Source organism: Intestinimonas butyriciproducens (assembly GCF_004154955.1).
Taxonomy (GTDB): domain Bacteria; phylum Bacillota; class Clostridia; order Oscillospirales; family Oscillospiraceae; genus Intestinimonas; species Intestinimonas butyriciproducens.
This window is the reverse complement of the sequence record NZ_CP011524.1, coordinates 1,292,209-1,309,111: the sequence shown is the minus strand read 5'-3', so window position 1 is coordinate 1,309,111 and position 16,903 is coordinate 1,292,209. Positions and strand designations below refer to the sequence as shown.

Below are 16,903 nucleotides of genomic sequence, written 5' to 3'. Positions count from 1 at the left end.
CGACGCAATCCATTGCATTGCAGTCGGGCTCAGGACTTATTCAGTTCTTATTATAGCTCATTTTACCGTTTTTGACCAGCACATCCCCTGCCAAAATCCACTTTCATATTTTGCGGAAAACTGTTCAAACTATGGCCAGCTTGATACAGAAATGAGTGCTGAAGAACATGACGACAAAAAAGCTGGGAAAGCAGACGGTTGCCTTTGCCTCCCCACCCTCCATCGCCGGCCACGCCAACGTGGTGGGCAAAAAAGAGGGTGAGGGACCTCTGCGCGCCTCCTTTGATCTGATCAACCAGGACGATACCTTCGGCGAGTCCAGTTGGGAGAAGGCGGAGAGCGCCATGCAGAAGCTGGCGCTCCAGAACGCTTTGGATAAGGCCAAGCAGGCGGCCTCCACTCTGGACTTTATTTTTGCCGGGGACCTTCTCAATCAATGTATCGCCTCTTCCTTCGCCATTCGCGGACAAGGCGTGCCGTTTTTCGGTCTGTACGGGGCCTGTTCCACCATGGCGGAGAGCCTGACTCTGGCCTCGATGATGCTGGACGGCGGGTTCGGCGAGTGGGCCGCCGCCATGGCCTCGTCCCATTTCTGCTCCGCCGAACGGCAGTACCGGACCCCGCTGGAATATGGAGGACAGCGCACCCCCACCGCCCAATGGACGGTCACGGGTGCCGGCGCGGTCGTCCTGGCGCGCGAAGGCGATGGCCCTTATATTACCCATGCAACTGTGGGAAAAATCGTCGACAAGGGGATCAAGGACGCCAATAACATGGGGGCCGCCATGGCCCCGGCCGCCTATGACACGCTCTCCACCCACTTTTCCGACACGGGAAGAAAGCCCTCTTACTACGATCTGATCGTGACCGGCGACCTGGGCACGTTGGGCAAAGGGATCGTATTGGACTTTTTCCACAAAGATGGGGTGGACCTGCAAAACCTGGATGACTGTGGCGTGCTGATCTATGATGCACAGGGGCAGGACGTACACTGCGGCGGCTCCGGCTGCGGATGCTCAGCGGCCGTGCTCACTGGCTTTCTGCTCAACGGGATGCGGGAGGGGCGCTGGAAAAAGATTCTGTTTTGCGGAACGGGCGCGCTGCTCTCCCCCACCTCCACCATGCAGGGAGAAAGCATCCCCGGCATCTGCCACGCAGTTGCCATAAGCACACAGAAGGGAGGGTAACCCATGGACCTGTTTCTGGAATATCTCCGCGCCTTTCTCTGCGGTGGTCTTCTGTGCCTCATCGGGCAAATTCTGATTGACCGGACGACTCTGACCCCGGCAAAGATTTTGGTGATCTACGTGGTCTCCGGCGTTGTGCTCGGAGGTCTCGGCATCTATAAATATATCGTACAATGGGGCGGAGCAGGTGCCACCGTCCCTCTCACCGGCTTTGGCTATCTGCTGGCCAAGGGCGTGGCCCAGGCCGTGGAAGAGGGCGGCCTGCTGGGCGCCTTTACCGGAGGTGTAACCGCCGCCGCAGGCGGTATCTCCGCCGCGATTTTCTTCGGCTATCTGGTGGCGCTTATTTTCAAGCCCAGACCCAAAGGGTGATTGGGACCATCCCTCGCTTCACAAACCGCGCCGGGGCACGATCATGCCCCGGCGCAATACATAACAGTCCCGGTCCGCGCGCTACACCAGTACAAAAAGAGCGCCCTCCTCTGAGGGCGCTCTCCATATCGCTATTTATCTGCGAAAGCAATCGCTGCAATAGATGGGCCGGTCCCCGCGGGGCTCAAAGGGAACCTTGCAGGGTTTACCGCACTCGGAGCATACCGCGTCAAACATCTGCCGACCGCCGCCGGCACGGGGGCCTCCCTTGCGGGCGTCCCGGCAGGCCTTGCAGCGCTGAGGCTCGTTCGTAAAGCCCTTCTCCGCGTAGAACTCCTGCTCGCCAGCGGTGAAAGTGAACTCCTGCCCGCAATCCTTGCAGACGATAACTTTGTCCTGAAACATGAAATACCTCTTTAAAAACTTAGTCCACCACATAGGTGGCTGATTTACTATACGTCCAGAACGCCGGAATGTCAACAAAAACTTGAGGCGCCCGCCGCAATTTCTCTGTGACTTGTCCTGCCACTTTCACCAGAACTCCGTATCACAGCAGTAAAAAAAGTATAATATGTCTCATCTCCGTTAGGGGTTAGTCGGACATAATTGCCAAACTTAGTCCTCAGGATATAAAAATCGGAAAGCCTTAAATAGGACTTTCCGATTGGTCGGAGTGGCGGGATTCGAACCCGCGGCCTCTTGGTCCCGAACCAAGCGCGATACCAAGCTTCGCCACACCCCGAAAGAATGTTACCGGTATATTATAGTAACTTCTTCTCAAATTGTCAAGACTGTTTCCAATTTATGCTCTGCGCCATACCATGGCATACCATTTGTGACAAAAAGCTTTCTTCTTGACGATATATGCTGTTTAGGGGTATGATATTCTCAATTTATACTCTATATTTTGGGGGAATCATGCCTTGGAAAGTTTTTTCTACAGCGTAAATGCCACTGCGCCGGTTTTTTTGGTCATCCTTTTGGGGTATACCCTGCGCCGGATTGGCATTCTGGATGAGCACTTTGTTTCCGTCTGTAATCGCTTCAACTTCAAGATCACACTTCCAGTCATGCTCTTTGTACAGATGACTGATACCAGCCTGCGGGACAATTTCAGCGGTGGTTTTGTCCTGCTCTGTGCGGTCATCACTGTGCTCTCCGCAGTCGGCATTTGGATCGGCGCCCGTATCTTCCTAAAAGACCGCCACATGGTAGGCGCTTTTGTTCAGGCGGGATACCGCAGCAGCGTCGCCGTTCTCGGTATGGCCCTGGTCACAAATATTTACGGCTCCGGCGCCGTTGTTCCTATGATGATGGTGGGCAGCGTTCCCCTCTTTAATGTATTTGCCGTACTCATCCTCACCCTGGAGGGTCCCACCCATGAAGAGAGTTCTTTGAAAGAGAACCTTCTGAAGGCCGGAAAAGACATCGTCACAAACCCCATTCTCCTGGCCATCCTCCTAGGCATGGCCGCATCTTGGTTTGAAATCCGTTTTCCCCTCATGCTGGAGCGAGGAATGGGATATGTGGCCGATATGGCCATGCCCCAGGCGTTGGTCTGTATCGGAGCCAGTTTTCAAGGCACAGAGGCATTGAAAAAAATCAAACCGACACTGGCCGTCACTTTTATCAAATTGATGGTCCTGCCTGGCGTTTTCCTCCCAATCTGCGTTGCGCTGGGGCTGCGCGGAGAGTACTTGGCCGCCGTTTTGGTCATGCAGGGTTCCCCCACCACCAGCACGGGCTATGTTATGGCGGAAAATATGGGCGGAGACGGCGTGCTTGCTTCCAGCGCAGTGGTCTCCACCACGGTGCTCTCCGCTTTCTCTTTGACCTTTTGGGTTTTTCTCAGTCGATATTTTGGCCTGATATAGTTCTCTTTTGAACATGATACCATAACGGCCTCCGTGTGGGGAAATCATTCCCCCCATCCGGAGGCCGTTCCATGGATTATTTTTGTTTTATTACTGGTAGAGGGGATACTTTTCCGTAAGCGCGGCCACGGCTGCGCGGATCTCCTCTGCCTTGGCATCAAAATCAGTAGCGGTCTGCCACATCAGCTCACCAATGACCTTCATATCCTCCTCACGGAATCCTCGTGTGGTGACCGCCGGCGTACCCACACGGATCCCGCTGGTGACGAAGGGCTTCTCAGGATCGTTGGGGATCGCGTTTTTGTTGACGGTGATGTTCACCTCGTCCAGCCGTTTCTCCATCTCCTTGCCGGTCACCCTTGCCTTGCGGAGATCCACCAGCATCAAATGGTTGTCCGTTCCACCGGAGACCAGATCGAAGCCGGACTCCGTCAAGCTTGCTGCCAGTGCCTGGGCATTCTTAAGGATACGACTCTGATAATCCTTGAATTCGGGCTGAAGCGCTTCCCCCAAGGCCACCGCCTTGGCGGCGATGATATGCTCCAGAGGCCCGCCCTGAGAGCCGGGGAAAATGGCGGAATCAATCTTCTTGGCAAACTCCTCTTTGCACAGGATCATACCGCCCCGGGGGCCCCGAAGCGTCTTATGGGTCGTGGTGCTCACCACATCGGCATAGGGCACGGGAGAGGGGTGGAGGCCCGCGGCGACCAGCCCCGCAATATGGGCCATGTCCACAAAGAAGTAGGCCCCCACCTCATGGGCGATCTCTGCAAAAGTCTTAAAATCAATGACCCGTGGGTAGGCGGAAGCGCCGGCAATGATCATCTTGGGCTTGTGCTGCTTTGCCATATCGCGGACCTGGTCGTAATCGATGCATCCGTCAGCCCCCAGCCCGTAGGAGATCATGTGGTAGTTCTTGCCGGAAAAGTTGACGGGAGAGCCGTGGGTGAGATGGCCTCCATTGGAGAGATCCATGCCCAGCACCGTGTCCCCGTGCTCGCACAGCGCCGCATAGACGGCATAGTTGGCCTGAGCACCGCTGTGGGGCTGGACGTTGGCATGCTCTGCGCCGAAAAGCTTGCAGGCGCGCTCGCGGGCGATATTCTCCGTAACGTCCACCTCCTGGCAGCCGCCGTAATAGCGCTTGCCGGGGTATCCTTCGGCATATTTGTTGGTGAGCACCGTGCCCATGGCCACCAGAACCGCCTCGCTGACGATATTCTCCGACGCGATGAGCTCGATGTTTCTGCGCTGACGCGCCAATTCAGCCGCCACGGTGGCTGCCACCTCTGGGTCCTTGGTGGAAAGAAAGTCGATCATTTCCTGTACCATTGCCGTCGCACCTCTCCTCTAAGTAAGTAGTGTGTGAAAGAGCTATACTGGGTATTATATCGAATCTTTCCGAGAAATACAACTGACATACCATGAAAAACCCCGTCGCATTCCGTCTGCTTTTATGGTATTATGGTAGAGAATACTTCTCTTATGTGTTCTATATCTCTGATAGACGAGGTGAGTCGGAATGAAAACAAAAGCGGATGTTCTCTCCATCATAGCGGAGCTGAAAAAGCTCTACCCGGACGGGATCTGCTCCCTGGACTATCCCAAACCCTATGAACTGCTCTTTTCCGTCCGTCTGGCGGCCCAGTGCACCGACGAGCGTGTGAATATGGTGACGCCCGCTCTCTTTGCCCGTTTCCCCACCCTGGAGTCTCTGGCCGAAGCCGACATCGGTGAATTGGAGACCTACATCCATTCCACAGGCTTCTTCCGGGCCAAGGCCCGCGATATTGTGGGCGCCGCCCGGATGATGCTGGATGAATACGGCGGAAAGGTGCCGGACAACATGGATGATCTTTTGAAGCTCCCCGGCGTGGGGAGAAAGACCGCCAATCTGATCCTGGGCGACGTCTATCATCAGCCGGGCGTTGTGGTGGCGGATACCCACTGTATCCGCATTTCCGGCAAGCTGGGCCTGACGGACGGCACCAAAGACCCGGCCAAAGTGGAAACGCAGCTCCGCGAAGTGCTCCCTCCCGAAGAGTCCAATGATTTCTGTCACCGGCTGGTGCTCCATGGTCGCGCCGTATGCATGGCCAGAAGGCCTGACTGTCAGAACTGTACCCTGCGTCCCTGGTGCGACTTTTTCCAGAAAGGTGTGGGCTGAGCTGTGGATTACGTCGACTTGGAGCAGTGGCCCCGCAGAGCACAATTCAAATTTTTTTCCGGCCTCTCTTTCCCCTTTTACAATGTCACCACCTCTTTAGACGTTACGACACTGCATCGACACACAAAAGCCCACGGCCTCTCCTTTTACTATGCCCTGATCTACGCCACGCTGCATGTCATGAACGGACTGCCCGACTTTCTCTACAAGATTCGCGGGGAACAGATCATCCTGCACGACCACCTGGACCCCAGCTTTGTGGTTCCGAACGGGGACACCCATCTGTTGAAAATCGTCAATGTTCCCTATGGTGGAACATTGGAAGAATTTTGTTCCCGTTGCGCCCACCAGGTTGCAGTGCAGCATGCACCCTTTCCTGCCGGCACGGAGGAGGCACGGGACGACTTGGTCTATATCTCCTGCCTTCCCTGGCTATCTTTCACCAGCCTCAGCAATGAGATGGACTGCAACCCGGACGACTCTATTCCCAGAGTCACTTGGGGAAAATACGAAGCACGGGATGGAAGGCTGCTCCTCCCCTATTCTGTGCAGCTCAACCACCGGCTTCTGGACGGATGGCATCTGGGGGAGCTGGTCAACGGCGTGCAGGCCTTCCTCGACGCGTTTTAGCTTCCAGCGCTGTCCGCTCTGTATCATGGCTTGTTTCAAAATGATTTTTAGATCCTGAAATGGACTGGGGCCCGCCTCACGGCGGGCCCCAGTCCATTTCCCATTTTCCATTATTCCAATCCCAAAGGAATGATGGCACAGTAGTCCTCAATAGTCCCATTTTCCCGGAAACACTTGAGGATTTCTTTCCCAACTGGGTGCAGCTCCTCCACATCATAGACTTCCAGCTCTTTGGCAAAGAAATGGTAGAGAATCTCCGCGCCCTTGTCATACCCTTCCACACCCAGGGTATCCTGGCGTTCGGGGCGGAGGTAGCGGGAGCTGATCTGCTGTCCGTCCACCTTCATCTCCTTGAGCGCGTACCCCAACAACGGACAGCGGGCGGGCACCAGGCGGTCCATCTTCATATTGACGCCGCCCCGGCGCGCCAGATACTCGCGTGAGATCCACTCGGCGGAGAAGCCGATCTGATAGACGCCGATATGCTGGTTGGGGATCAGCACATAGCGGGTATTCTTGCAGCGCAGGATCTGTTCCAGCAGCAGGTTGGCCTGACGGACCCGCTTGCCTGTGGCAAAGGGCCAGTAGGAGCCCACGCCCTCGCTGGCCAGCTTGGCGCTGCCGCTGATGCTGGGATTATTGAAACCGCGGGGCGCCACCAGACGCCACATCCAGGCCAGAGCCGGCGGGATGATATGCATCAGCCCCATGATGCCGTAGCTGGGATGCTCTTCCGTGGCGGGGGGCATGCGGACACCAAAGCTCCGCACATCCACCTCTACCGGCTTGTTTACGATATGCTGGATGGTGCGGCGGGGAATGATGACTCTGGGGTTGGGACAGGGGGTACCGTCGGAATCCAGCGTGTGCTCCCAGAGGAGGCAGGTGGCCCTGGGCACGCCCTCAATGTTGAAGAACATCAACGGCTCTTTCGTGTGGATGGAGATGCGCTCATAGAGCGGGTCGGACCCGTACTCCGTGATGCCGTCCACCCGGATGAACCAGCCGTCCTCTCCGTCAAAGAGGGCCAGCTTTCCGCTCTTGCTTTGAAATCCAGGCTGGCAGATGGCCATATCATCGGTGACGGGCTCAATGGTACAGGTGTCGCTCATGCTGATGTAGGTTTTTTCTCCGGTCTCTATATTGGTCCCCAGCAGAACACGGCCGTCGGCAGCTCTCTGCACATCCTGGAGCAGCTCGCTTTTGCCGCCGCCGGAGGCCCCTTCGTGCATCATCACCATTTCATTTTCGTATGGGGTTATGATCCGGGCGGCGGAGGCGTGCGCGGTGACCCACCCCTCCTGCTCCCCTATGTCCAGCAGCACGCTGTAGATCCCTTTTTTGGCGGAGGGACCTGGATACAAATTGTAGGCAAATATCTCATGCAGGTCCGGATGGCGGCTGTGGACCACCACCTGCTTGCCTGCAAAGTGTGTGTGCCGGAAGGGCGGGGCCACATAGATCACGGAGCGGGGCTTGAAGTGGTCCACCTCCTTGGCATTCACAAAGGCCTGGAGCTGCGAGAGGGCAAAGGCAAAGAAAGCCGCATTCCGGGGGCAGACCAAAATAGAGTCATAGCCATAGTCATAGCCGCCGGCCTTGAAGGGGACGATGATCAGCTCCTGCCGTGCCAGCCATCGGAAGGTCTCCACCCGCAGGGCGCCGAAATCGTAGCCATAGACATCCTCAAAGCGCGGCTTGTCGGTGGGCTCTTCATCCGCCACCCGCATACAGTCCGGGTCCCGACGGCGCATATAGTCCTCCATATAGTTGACCACCGCGCCGTTTTTGCAACGAATCACGGTAGCCTCTTTCACCGGCTTGCCGTTCACATCATAGAGCACCTCAATCTTATCGGTATGCCCGTTGCCGAAGATGAGCTCGTACAGCGTTTCCTTGCTGTCCGGTACGATCACGCTGGGGCTACTGTTGATGATTTCGGTCAATTCAGGCGTAAAAGTGAATTTTTCCAGCAAAACATTCATTTGAATGGCGCCTCACTTTCATTTCGCTCTTCGTTTACCATCGAAGCAAAGTATCATTTGAAACTAACTTTACCGTAAGATGCACGCTTTGTCAAGGGGAGCACCGCAAACTTCCGTTGCTTCCGCGTGTAAAATTTTCGGTCCTTGCAAGGGGTTTCTTTGCCGCACCGCAAAATCCCATCTGGACCGCACCAAAAATTTTCTTTCCCTTTTTGCAATATAGGGCTTTGACGGTTTCATAATCCCGTCTCTATCTATGCGTCGGCATGGAAAAGCGTCCCGTCTCTTTCCAAGAGACGGGACGCCCCGGTGTTCTATAGGCTTTTACGCGCCGCTTTTTACAGGATGGCCTCCATATCCCGGACGTGCACCGCACACCGCTCCTTCCACCTGCCCCGCAGGTAGACCGTACCGCTGATGATCACGCCAAGGACCCACCCAATGGAGTAGGACCAATAGAGCTCCTCCGGGCCGAAAAAATGGGCCAGCAGATATGCCGCCGGCACCCTGGCCGCCCATAGCGCCACGACGGAGGAGAGCATGGGGACGATGGCCGCTCCCGCACCCCGAAGCGCATTGTTGATGGGATACATAATGGCCATTAGAAACATGGGGCTCACCACCCGCAGCAGGTAGGCGCGCCCGGAGGCGACCACCAGTGGGTCCGTGTTGAAAAGCATGATCAGACGATCCGCATTGAGCACGACCAATGCCGACATGACAAGGCATACTCCCACGCACAGAAGAATCGCCTTGCGCACTCCCTCCCGCACACGGTCCAGCCGATCGGCGCCCACGTTCTGTCCCACATAGGTCGTAACAGCCAGACAGAAGCTGTCCACAGGCATAAAGGCAAAGGTATCCACCTTGTTGGCCGCCGAAAAACCCGCTGCGAACTCCGCGCCAAAACCGTTGATCAGGGCTTGGAGCACCAGGATCGCCACAGAAAACTGGCACTGCTGGATACCAGAGGGGACACCCAGCTTCAGTACTCGTTTCAAAAGTACGTTGTCCACCGAAATATGCAGCGGCCTGATGGCGATAAAATCATATTTCCGGTTGACGTAGCACACGCCGAAGATCCAAGAGCAGAGTTGGGCGACGATGGTGGCAAAAGCCACGCCGAAAACGCCCCAGTCAAACACAAGGACAAACACCAAGTCCAGAACGATGTTCACCACGCAGGCCGTGGCCAGAAAGAGCAGGGGCGTCTTACTGTCCCCCAGGCCCTGGAGGATACCCGCATTGATGTTGTAGCCCAGGCTTCCGATGATACCGGCAAAAATCACTTGGAGATAGACATGGGCCTGATCGTATACATCCGCGGGCACCCGGATCAGGTGGAGGATCGGCCCGGAGATGAGCACCCCAAAGAGCGTCAGCGGGACGACGCTCACCATCACCGCCCCATACACCGTGTTCACAGACCGCCGGACGGCCTCCCGGTCCCCCGCACCCATAAACTGCGCGATTACCACGCTTCCGCCGATGGAGAGCCCCATAAAGAGAGAGGAGAGCAGGTAAATGACCGGGAATCCGATGCCCACAGCGGCCAGTGCGGTGGTACCTACGAAGTTGCCCACCACCCAGGAATCCACCATGTTGTAAAGCTGCTGGAAAGCATTGCCCGCCAGCAGCGGCAAGGAAAACCGCACCAGAAGTCCCAGCGGATCCCCCTGCGTCATATCGACCGCTTGATGCTGTTTCGGCAAACGCTCCTGCCTCCTCTCTTTCCCTATCTTTTAAGATGATCCTCCTTGTACCGCTGGTAAATGATTCGCAGGCCGTCCAGAATCAGGCGGCCGTCCACTGTGTCGATCAGGCCCGTATTGTCCGCGATCAGGCGTGCCAAGCCTCCGGTGGCGACCACGTGGGCGTCGGGCGCGCGCAGTTCCTCTTTGGCCATCCGGATCAGATACTCCATGGCTCCGATGTAACCCAGCACCGTCCCGGCCTGGATCTGCCCCACCGCAGTACAGCCCAGCACAGTCTCCGGCTTTACCAACTCCACCTTGGGGAGCATAGCCGCCCGCATAAAAAGCGCGTCGGCGGAGATGCGAATCCCCGCGGTGATGCATCCGCCCATATAGGCGCCCTCACGGTTGACCGCATCCACGGTGGTGGCTGTCCCAAAGTCCAGCACCACCAGCGGCGCACCGTATTTCTCCAGCGCTGCAATACAGGCCACGGAACGGTCGGCGCCCAAACGCTCATCCCCGCTCACGCCATAGGGAAGGCCGGGGTCCACATCCTCATCCACGATGATGGGCGTTTTTCCAAAATACTTCACCATGGCATTGGTGAGCGTATGCATTACCTGGGGCACCACCGAGGCAATGATGACATTCTCCACATCCTCGGTTTTGAGCCCGAATCGCTGAAAATACTCCCAGGCGGACAACCCGATCTCATCGGAAGTCCGGTTGGTGTCGGTCATGAGACGGAAGCTCCCGGTGAAGGTCTCCCCCTCAAACATGCCGAACACCATATTTGTGTTCCCCACATCAATCGCAAGCAGCATTTCAAATCCCACCTCTTGTCGGAGCAGTCGCTCCAGCCGTTATCGTTCAGGTGCTATTCCGACAGTATAGCACATTACCTCTCCATTTTCCAGAGAAATTACGCCATACGTGGCACCGCGGCCCCCACAGCTCCCCGGATTCAGCATCCACAGGCCGTCCACCTGTTCGCAGTAGGGGATATGCGTGTGCCCAAAAAGGAGGATATCCGCCTCCGCCTCCCGGGCGGCATAGGCTGCGGAGGCATAGGTCAGCTTGACATTGTAGCGATGGCCGTGCATCATGAGGATCCGTTTCCCCTCTACGCGTAAAATGCGCTGATCCGGTGTCTCGGTAAAGCCGTCACAGTTGCCGCATACGTTCTGGATGGTCTGCTGGGGGAAGCGGCGCTGGATCTCCTCGATGTCCCGGCAGAGGTCGCCCAGGTGGAGGACCAGTTCCGGGTGCTCTCGCCGCATGACGTCCTCCATATTGGAGACCGCCCCGTGGGAATCAGAAAAAACGACGATTTTCATATCAGTCACCTTGTTCTGAAAGTCACATATAATACTTTGAGCCCATTCATAGAATCAATGGAGGGATATCCTATGGCAAAACAGCAACAGCCCGGAAATGTCCTCAACAGCCCTCAGGCCGCCAAACTGCTCAAGGATAAGGCGGCTGTGGAGAGTTTGGTCAAATCTCCCGACACACAGGCCCTTATGACAATGCTCAACCAGGGAGGCGGTCTGAAAGCGGCGGCCGAGGCTGCCATGAAGGGCGACGCCTCCCAGCTCCAGGGACTTTTGAACCGTCTGATGCAGGACCCCAACGGGGCCAAGGTAGTGGAACGCATCAACAAATCCGTTCCAAAATAAGGCCGCTGGCCGGCAAAGCGTTGCATTGACAGGAGGGAATGTCCATGGCCGACGAATTCGCGGATAAACTGAATGCCGTCCTCGGGAATCCTGAGGCCATGGGTCAGATCATGTCCCTCGCCCGCTCCCTCACCGGGGACAGCGGCGATGAGGGAGGCTCTCAGCCCCCAATACAGCCGCCCGTGGAGTCTATGCCCGCCCCTGCGTCCCCCGCCTCTGCCGCGCCCTCCACACAGCTTCCGGACCTCTCCGGTATCATGAATATGCTGGGCGGTCTCACGGGCGGGGGCGGGCATCAGGGGGGGGGGCCCACCTCCAATCCCCTGGCCGCTCTGGGGGATCTGGACCCCCGGGTCCTGCAGGCCGGGATGCGGCTGCTCTCTGAGCTGGGCAGCACCGACGACAGGAAAACCGCTCTTCTTACCGCCCTGCGCCCCTTTGTCAAAGAGGAGCGCTTCGCCAAAGTAGACCGCGCCATTCAGGTTGCAAAACTGTCCCGTGTGATCCGGGTGGCCTTCCAGCTCTTCAAGGAAGGAGGCGGACAAGAGCATGTATAACCGATATATCCCAAACGGCACAGCCTATACCCGTGTTCAGGAGGAGGACGCGCCTCCGTTCCGCCATCCCGGTCCGGAAAGCAGTCCCGTACCGTCCCCGGAGCCCCGCCGTCAGGCGGAAACGCCGCCGCCCCGCGCGGAGGAGGCGCCCCGCCATGATGGGAGGAATCCCCATCAGGAGCATCAGCAGAGACAGCAGCCGCCGCCCACATGGGGGGCGGCGGTCGGCGATAAAAAGCCCTCCTGGCTCTCGGGACTCATGAAGAGTTTCAAGCTGGACGATCTGGATACAGGAGACATCCTCCTGCTCCTCATCATCCTTTTCCTCTTTATCGACGGCGACGATCTGGAGATGGTCATAACCCTGGGGCTCCTGCTTCTCCTTGGCCTGGGGGGCAAGGACAAGAAGGATCAGCCTGAGTCCGGTTCATAGAGGACCGTTCCGTCGGGCAGCGTAAAGTTTCCCTCCTGTTGCAGGACGTCCGCTTCTGTGGAGGTCATACTCAGGACGATCTGTCCCTCCTTCTCCGTCTCCGCGCCCACCAGCAGCCCATTGTCTGTGGAGATCCAGTAGCGTTCCAGATAGCCCAGTTCATCTATGTCGGTTTCCACATAGATGCAGGACATCCCATCCCGCTCTCCGAATCCGGCCTCCACGATGCGCTCCGGCTCCAGTTCCAGCACCTCTTCATAGGTGGGGATGTGCTGGGCAAGGTCGGCTCCCCGCTCATCCACCGCCCAGCTCTTCACACTATTATTTCCCCCATACCACCGGTAGAGCATGCCCTTCCCCGTATCCTTGTCCAGGTATATAATGGTGTACTGCAGCCCCATGGCGCGCAGCGGCTGTGCCATCTCAACCCGGGTCCACGCTCCGTCCACCCATACCTGGGCATAAAAGCTGCCGGTCGTATCGCCGCCCGTGGCCACCTCAATGGTAATGGCCCGATAGTAATTTTCCGGGCGCTCCAGCGTGGCAATGACGCTCTGGACCGTTTCAGGCGTCACATCCACCGGGAGAAAGCCGCCTCCTGCCGTGGGGTCGTCCGCGCTCTGTTCTCCAGAATCGGTGATTACAGGCGAGGGCAGGACAATCTCCGGCTGGTCCCCCGAAAAAAAGTTGAGCCCAAAGCTGGAAAGGATGGCAACCACCATCACCAGGGCGATGAGCAGTGCAAGGAACACCTTGTTCTTCTGTTCCATGCCCATTCACCTCCCTTTCCACCGGCTGGGGGCTATTTCTCCCCCGCTGTGAGCCCATGGATTCCACTGGTCCCGCCGCTTACGACCGACCGCTGCGGCATTCACGTCCCGAACATCTCCGGCGGCTCTCCGCGCAGCCCGAATTTCCACTCGATGGCGTCCGCGATGCGCCTGCACGCATGCCCGTCGCCGTAGGGATTCACCGCATGGGCCATACGCTCGTAAGCCTGCGGTTCCTCCAGGAGCCGCGCCCCCAAGCGAAAAACGGTCTCCTCCTCCGTCCCGGCCAACTGAACGGTACCGGCCGCAATGGCCTCGGGCCGCTCGGTCTCCCGCCGCAGGACAAGCACCGGCTTTCCCATGGCTGGCGCCTCCTCCTGCAGTCCGCCGGAGTCGGTCATAACCAGGTAACACCGCGCCATCAGATTGTGCATCTCCTCCACATCCAGAGGATCGATGAGATGGATGCGCGGATGGCCGGCCAGATATTTTTCCGCCGCCTCCCGCACCACCGGGGAGAGATGGACCGGATAGACCAACTCCACCTCCCCGTGGCTCTCCGCCAGACGGCGCAACGCCGTCATGATGTGCTCCATGGGCGCCCCGTAATTTTCCCGTCTGTGGCACGTCACCAGGATCACTTTTTTTCGGTCATAGTCCAATTCATTGAGCAGTCTTGTTGAAAAGTGATAATCCTTTACAACAGTGGTTGTCATTGCATCGATGACTGTGTTCCCCGTAATGAACACGCCATCTGCAATGCCCTCCCGCGCCAGATTCTCCCGGTTGGCCCTGGTGGGACAGAAGTGCAGGTCTGCGATATCTCCCACCAGTGTCCGATTCATCTCCTCTGGAAAGGGAGAATACTTGTCATAAGTCCTCAGTCCCGCCTCCACATGCCCTACCATGACCCGCTGGTAAAAGGCCGCCAGCGCGCCCGAAAATGTGGTGGACGTATCCCCGTGGACCAGAACCAGGTCGGGCTTTGCCTCCTGAAGGACCTGCTCCACGCCCAGCAGGCACTTACTGGTAATGGTGGAGAGTGTTTGCCGGGGTTCCATGATATTGAGATCGTACTGCGGCGTGAGTTGGAAAATATGCAGCACGGAGTCCAGCATCTCCCTGTGCTGGGCGGTCACACAGCACAGGCTCTCAACGCCCGCCCTGCCCTCCAGCTCCTTCACCAGCGGCGCCATTTTGATGGCCTCCGGCCGGGTGCCGAAGATGGTCATCACACGGATTGTTTTCACCGCTCTTCCCCCTTGTCGGCCGTGTCCGGGGACTCCGCTTTGTCCTCAGAACGGCGCTTTTCATTGTTGCTGAGGAAAATACGCCCCGATACCGCACCCGCGGCGCAGAGTGCCAGCAGCAGCAGCATGGCCTTCAGCTCTCCGCTGGTGGTGAGCACCACCGCGCACAGGCCCAGAATGGCGCTGATGATATAGAGTACGGCCACGGCCTGCTTCTGGTTAAAGCCCATATCGATGAGCCGGTGGTGCACATGGCTCCGGTCAGGGTGCATGGGGCTCTGTCCGTGGGCGATCCGGCGGATAAATGCAAAGCAGGTGTCGAAAATGGGCAGGCCCAGCATAAGAAAAGGCACTGCGAAGGAGATGATGGTATAGAACTTAAAGAGGCCCTGGATGGACATGACCGCCAGGACAAAGCCCAGGAACGTGGACCCGGTATCTCCCATAAAGATTTTTGCGGGATTCAGGTTATAGGGGAGAAAGCCGATGCATCCCCCCGCCAGTGCGGCCATAATGACGGCTACCGGCCCATCTGCCACCGCCAGGGAGATGACCAGCATGGTCATAGAGCTGATGGTGGAGACACCGCAGGCCAGTCCGTCCAGCCCGTCGATCAGGTTTACTGCGTTGGTGATGGCCACGATCCATAAAACGGTGGCGGGCACCGCCAGCCAGCCCAGATCCCAATAGGGATTGGGTGAGAGTACGTTGGGATTGGAGATGATCTGGATCACATTTCCAAAGTGGACCGCCACCAGGGCGGCCACAATCTGGACCAGCAGTTTGAATTTCGCCCCGAGGGCATAGATATCGTCAAAAATACCCAGGACCACGATGATCACGGCCCCCAGCATCATCCCCTGGAACTGAGGGGTGATCTCCACATAGATAATGGCGCTGAGGATAAAGCCGAAGAAAATCGCCAAGCCGCCCATCCGCGGGATTGGATGGTCGTGCATCCGGCGGCTGTCCTTGGGGACGTCCACCGCCCCCACGCGGAACGCCAGGGCACGGACCACCGGCGTGGTGATGAGGGCCACCACCATAGCGGTGACCAAGGCCGCGGCCACCCAGCCGATGGCCTGCAAATCAGTATTCATTGGTAAACCTTGCTCCTTTTTGGACGGCAAAGGCCGCGTTCCGCCTCAGCGGGCCACGAAGCCCACCTTTTTATAGACTTTCCGCAGCGTCTTGTTGGACACATAGCCCGCCTTCTCGGCGCCTGCACGGTAGACGGACTCCAAATAGGACTTGTCGGCCAGAAGCCGTTCAGTCTCCTCCCGGATAGGGCGGAAGAGCTCCACCACGGCCTCTCCCACGGCGGGCTTGAACGCGCCGTAGCCTTTGCCGTCGAACTCCCGCTCGATCTCCTCATAGGTCTTGCCGGTGGCGGCCGAGTAAATGGCCATCAGGTTGGCCACGCCTGGCTTCTCCGCCCGGTCATAGCGCACACACCGCTCCGTATCGCTGTCGGTGACCGCCTTTTTGAACTTGCGCATGATGTCCTCCGGCTTTTCCAGCACATAGACGCAGCCGTTGGGGTCCTTGTCGGACTTGGACATCTTGTTCCCGGGGCTGGTAAGGGACATCACCCGCGCGCCCACCTTGGGGATAAAGGGCTCAGGGATCCGGAAGGTCTCGCCGTAGACACCGTTGAAGCGGTTGGCAATGTCGCGGCAGATCTCCACATGCTGCTTCTGATCCTCTCCAACAGGCACCAGATCGGCCTGATAGAGCAGGATATCGGCGGCCATAAGGGCGGGATAGGTAAACAGTCCCGCATTGATATTGTCGGCGTTCTTGGCGGACTTGTCCTTGAACTGGGTCATGCGGGAAAGCTCCCCGAACATGGTGTAGCAGTCCAGCACCCAGCCCAGCTCCGCATGGGCGGGGACGTGCGACTGGATAAAGATGGTGTTCTTCTCCGGGTCCAGGCCGCAGGCGATATAGGCCGCGATCTGTGTCAGCGTCCGCCGGCGCAGGTCCGCCGGATTCTGACGGACCGTGATGGAGTGGAGGTCCGCCAGCATGTAATAGCACTCATATTCATCCGACAGCTTCACCCAGTTTTTGATGGCCCCCAGGTAAGAGCCCAGTGTCAGTTCACCGCTGGGCTGAATGCCGGAGAGGATGACTTTTTTCTGATTCTCATTTTCCATATTGCACACCCCTAAAAAGGTCGTCTGTACACAGTTGCATACTAAGGTATCATACCACATCCATCATTGCTTGACAAGTTTTCCCCGCACGATTAAAATGGAGGGACATCAGGAAGCTTTTTGGAGGAATTTACTTTGGACAG

At 57.5% G+C, this 16,903-nt stretch carries 18 protein-coding genes and 1 tRNA gene; 8 read left to right on the top strand and 11 right to left on the bottom strand.

Features of this window, described 5'->3' with window-relative positions:
* The first annotated feature begins 167 nt into the window (after positions 1–167).
* Positions 168–1,187, top strand: a complete 1,020-nt coding sequence (gene spoVAD / locus SRB521_RS06435) for a stage V sporulation protein AD (RefSeq protein ID WP_033116470.1) — start codon at positions 168–170, stop codon at positions 1,185–1,187.
* Between the two features lie 3 nt (positions 1,188–1,190).
* Entirely contained in the window at positions 1,191–1,559 is a 369-nt protein-coding gene (gene spoVAE / locus SRB521_RS06430) for a stage V sporulation protein AE (RefSeq protein WP_033116469.1), read from the top strand.
* Positions 1,560–1,694: 135 nt separating this feature from the next.
* On the opposite strand, the gene SRB521_RS06425 is transcribed toward spoVAE, so the two are convergent.
* Both SRB521_RS06425 and SRB521_RS06420 read right to left on the bottom strand, forming a co-directional pair.
* Complete coding sequence (locus SRB521_RS06425) at positions 1,695–1,964, bottom strand: zinc-ribbon domain containing protein (protein WP_033116468.1); 270 nt, start codon at positions 1,962–1,964, stop codon at positions 1,695–1,697.
* Positions 1,965–2,224: 260 nt separating this feature from the next.
* A tRNA-Pro gene (locus SRB521_RS06420) sits at positions 2,225–2,301 on the bottom strand.
* Between the two features lie 181 nt (positions 2,302–2,482).
* On the opposite strand from SRB521_RS06420, the gene SRB521_RS06415 reads away from it, so the two are divergent.
* Complete coding sequence (locus SRB521_RS06415) at positions 2,483–3,433, top strand: AEC family transporter (RefSeq protein ID WP_116721980.1); 951 nt, start codon at positions 2,483–2,485, stop codon at positions 3,431–3,433.
* A 90-nt stretch (positions 3,434–3,523) separates the two neighbouring features.
* On the opposite strand, the gene SRB521_RS06410 is transcribed toward SRB521_RS06415, so the two are convergent.
* On the bottom strand, positions 3,524–4,765 hold the full coding sequence (locus SRB521_RS06410) for a serine hydroxymethyltransferase (protein WP_075704120.1): 1,242 nt from the start codon (positions 4,763–4,765) through the stop codon (positions 3,524–3,526).
* A gap of 190 nt (positions 4,766–4,955) precedes the next feature.
* On the opposite strand from SRB521_RS06410, the gene nth reads away from it, so the two are divergent.
* The gene (gene nth, locus SRB521_RS06405; protein WP_075704121.1) at positions 4,956–5,600 is read left to right on the top strand and encodes an endonuclease III; all 645 of its coding nucleotides are present in this window, start codon (positions 4,956–4,958) and stop codon (positions 5,598–5,600) included.
* A gap of 3 nt (positions 5,601–5,603) precedes the next feature.
* A complete protein-coding gene (locus SRB521_RS06400; RefSeq protein WP_075704122.1) occupies positions 5,604–6,230 on the top strand; it encodes a chloramphenicol acetyltransferase in 627 nt (208 codons plus the stop codon).
* Positions 6,231–6,340: 110 nt separating this feature from the next.
* Here the strand turns inward: SRB521_RS06400 and SRB521_RS06395 are convergent, their stop codons facing one another.
* The 4 genes from SRB521_RS06395 to SRB521_RS06380 form a co-directional block, all read right to left on the bottom strand.
* Positions 6,341–8,215: a DUF4914 family protein gene (locus SRB521_RS06395; protein WP_116721979.1), complete on the bottom strand. Its 1,875-nt coding sequence runs from the start codon at positions 8,213–8,215 to the stop codon at positions 6,341–6,343.
* Between the two features lie 338 nt (positions 8,216–8,553).
* On the bottom strand, positions 8,554–9,927 hold the full coding sequence (locus tag SRB521_RS06390) for an MATE family efflux transporter (protein ID WP_242943932.1): 1,374 nt from the start codon (positions 9,925–9,927) through the stop codon (positions 8,554–8,556).
* Positions 9,928–9,950: 23 nt separating this feature from the next.
* The gene (locus SRB521_RS06385; RefSeq protein WP_075704124.1) at positions 9,951–10,736 is read right to left on the bottom strand and encodes a type III pantothenate kinase; all 786 of its coding nucleotides are present in this window, start codon (positions 10,734–10,736) and stop codon (positions 9,951–9,953) included.
* 39 nt (positions 10,737–10,775) lie between these two features.
* Complete coding sequence (locus tag SRB521_RS06380; protein WP_033116436.1) at positions 10,776–11,249, bottom strand: metallophosphoesterase family protein; 474 nt, start codon at positions 11,247–11,249, stop codon at positions 10,776–10,778.
* Between the two features lie 72 nt (positions 11,250–11,321).
* Between SRB521_RS06380 and SRB521_RS06375 the strand changes: the two genes are divergently transcribed.
* From SRB521_RS06375 to SRB521_RS06365, 3 genes are read left to right on the top strand one after another with little or no spacing between them, the layout of a single operon-like run.
* Positions 11,322–11,591, top strand: a complete 270-nt coding sequence (locus SRB521_RS06375) for a hypothetical protein (protein WP_033116435.1) — start codon at positions 11,322–11,324, stop codon at positions 11,589–11,591.
* A gap of 44 nt (positions 11,592–11,635) precedes the next feature.
* Positions 11,636–12,148: a hypothetical protein gene (locus SRB521_RS06370; RefSeq protein WP_075704125.1), complete on the top strand. Its 513-nt coding sequence runs from the start codon at positions 11,636–11,638 to the stop codon at positions 12,146–12,148.
* Positions 12,141–12,581 (top strand): hypothetical protein, encoded by a 441-nt coding sequence (locus SRB521_RS06365; protein WP_052082531.1) that lies wholly within the window; start codon positions 12,141–12,143, stop codon positions 12,579–12,581. Before SRB521_RS06370 ends, SRB521_RS06365 begins: the two co-directional genes overlap by 8 nt.
* On the opposite strand, the gene SRB521_RS06360 is transcribed toward SRB521_RS06365, so the two are convergent.
* The 4 genes from SRB521_RS06360 to trpS all read right to left on the bottom strand — a co-directional run bounded on the left by SRB521_RS06360 (position 12,560) and on the right by trpS (position 16,760).
* The gene (locus SRB521_RS06360; protein WP_033116821.1) at positions 12,560–13,351 is read right to left on the bottom strand and encodes a hypothetical protein; all 792 of its coding nucleotides are present in this window, start codon (positions 13,349–13,351) and stop codon (positions 12,560–12,562) included. The genes SRB521_RS06365 and SRB521_RS06360 overlap by 22 nt on opposite strands.
* Positions 13,352–13,452: 101 nt before the next feature.
* Complete coding sequence (gene wecB / locus SRB521_RS06355) at positions 13,453–14,601, bottom strand: non-hydrolyzing UDP-N-acetylglucosamine 2-epimerase (protein WP_075704126.1); 1,149 nt, start codon at positions 14,599–14,601, stop codon at positions 13,453–13,455.
* Entirely contained in the window at positions 14,598–15,701 is a 1,104-nt protein-coding gene (locus SRB521_RS06350) for an MraY family glycosyltransferase (protein ID WP_075704127.1), read from the bottom strand. Before SRB521_RS06350 ends, wecB begins: the two co-directional genes overlap by 4 nt.
* A 45-nt stretch (positions 15,702–15,746) precedes the next feature.
* Positions 15,747–16,760, bottom strand: a complete 1,014-nt coding sequence (gene trpS / locus SRB521_RS06345; RefSeq protein ID WP_058117947.1) for a tryptophan--tRNA ligase — start codon at positions 16,758–16,760, stop codon at positions 15,747–15,749.
* Positions 16,761–16,903 lie beyond the last annotated feature (143 nt).

Coding starts and splice junctions, on each gene's coding strand:
- SRB521_RS06395 (WP_116721979.1), bottom strand. CDS start 8,215: ATGAATGTTTTGCTGGAAAAATTCACTTTTACGCCTGAATTGACCGAA.
- SRB521_RS06365 (WP_052082531.1), top strand. CDS start 12,141: ATGTATAACCGATATATCCCAAACGGCACAGCCTATACCCGTGTTCAG.
- SRB521_RS06370 (WP_075704125.1), top strand. CDS start 11,636: ATGGCCGACGAATTCGCGGATAAACTGAATGCCGTCCTCGGGAATCCT.
- spoVAE (WP_033116469.1), top strand. CDS start 1,191: ATGGACCTGTTTCTGGAATATCTCCGCGCCTTTCTCTGCGGTGGTCTT.
- SRB521_RS06425 (WP_033116468.1), bottom strand. CDS start 1,964: ATGTTTCAGGACAAAGTTATCGTCTGCAAGGATTGCGGGCAGGAGTTC.
- SRB521_RS06410 (WP_075704120.1), bottom strand. CDS start 4,765: ATGGTACAGGAAATGATCGACTTTCTTTCCACCAAGGACCCAGAGGTG.
- SRB521_RS06360 (WP_033116821.1), bottom strand. CDS start 13,351: ATGGAACAGAAGAACAAGGTGTTCCTTGCACTGCTCATCGCCCTGGTG.
- spoVAD (WP_033116470.1), top strand. CDS start 168: ATGACGACAAAAAAGCTGGGAAAGCAGACGGTTGCCTTTGCCTCCCCA.
- SRB521_RS06380 (WP_033116436.1), bottom strand. CDS start 11,249: ATGAAAATCGTCGTTTTTTCTGATTCCCACGGGGCGGTCTCCAATATG.
- nth (WP_075704121.1), top strand. CDS start 4,956: ATGAAAACAAAAGCGGATGTTCTCTCCATCATAGCGGAGCTGAAAAAG.
- SRB521_RS06385 (WP_075704124.1), bottom strand. CDS start 10,736: ATGCTGCTTGCGATTGATGTGGGGAACACAAATATGGTGTTCGGCATG.
- trpS (WP_058117947.1), bottom strand. CDS start 16,760: ATGGAAAATGAGAATCAGAAAAAAGTCATCCTCTCCGGCATTCAGCCC.
- SRB521_RS06350 (WP_075704127.1), bottom strand. CDS start 15,701: ATGAATACTGATTTGCAGGCCATCGGCTGGGTGGCCGCGGCCTTGGTC.
- SRB521_RS06375 (WP_033116435.1), top strand. CDS start 11,322: ATGGCAAAACAGCAACAGCCCGGAAATGTCCTCAACAGCCCTCAGGCC.